Here is a 1,094-nt window from a genome sequence, read left to right on the forward strand (position 1 = left end):
TTTATACTCGAAAAATAACCGACATATAACCCTCTTAAAAGTTGTTTATAACTTAATGATGCTTTACATAGGAATGGTTGTTACTGTGAGTATTTATTTTTCATTTAATATTATTTTCTTTATTGGAGGCGGTGGTGGAGGCGGTGGTAAAATTCCATTAATACTCTCAAAATGAAAATTTTTACTTGTCTCAATTAGTTTTAATTTTTCTTTTGTCCTATAAATCCACCTTGAAAGAGAATCTAATTCTTTGGGAACTTTATGACTGTGAACAAAAACACTTTTTTTAAAAGTATCTTTTTTTATAATTATTTGATATGCACTTCCGTCAACATAATCTTCATTATATTCTGATTTTATTTTTTTAAAATCTATTTTTTTTAATAATTCACGTAATTGATTTCTTTGTTCTTTTGTAAGTATTGCATAATAATTTGTTTTAGCTTTTGGAAATTTTTTCCCATATCTTTCTGAGACATTCCAATGTTCTCTTAAATAAATCGTGTCGTTTTCTGTGAATTTTATTGAAAATAGAGTTGAGAATGTTCCACCAAACGAATACTCGAAAGAGTCAAAATCTTTTTCTTTTTTTGCACAAGATATTAAAAGTGTCAAAATGAACATAATAAATAATTGTCTTTTCATACGGAATTTCCTGTTTTTTAGTAGGTAATATTACTGCCAAAGTTCGCTGCTTTGAGATTCGTAATCTTTTAATTTTCGGCTTTGCAAAAAATATAATGCGAAACGGTAATTGCACTAAATTCCAGTTAGCTCAAAATGATTGTTGCTGTGAGTGTTTCATTAATAATCATTCTTTTCGCATTTCTTTTTTTCGCCGCAATACATTTCGCCGCAAACTGCATCAGTATTATTGAAGCGAATTCCTTTCTATTTAACGATTTCGCTACAATCCATTTGGACGCAAACTGCATCACTTAAATTCAACCAAAATATTTTCTGCTTCACGATTTTATTCTGATTTTTCAGCGCAAAATTCGGCAAGAATATTCACAGTAACGTTATGCCACTTTGAGATGGCTGGAAGTTCGTAACCGCTCAATTTTCGGCTTAACGAAAACTTGATGCGAAAC

1 protein-coding gene is annotated in these 1,094 nt (G+C 29.9%); it reads right to left on the minus strand.

Annotated features, from left to right (window positions below):
- Positions 1–93 precede the first annotated feature (93 nt).
- Entirely contained in the window at positions 94–645 is a 552-nt protein-coding gene (locus QO200_RS19280; protein ID WP_371543632.1) for a hypothetical protein, read from the minus strand.
- Between the last annotated feature and the right edge of the window lie 449 nt (positions 646–1,094).

Origin of the sequence: Flavobacterium sp. Arc3 (assembly GCF_041431375.1) — a bacterium.
Classification (GTDB): domain Bacteria; phylum Bacteroidota; class Bacteroidia; order Flavobacteriales; family Flavobacteriaceae; genus Flavobacterium.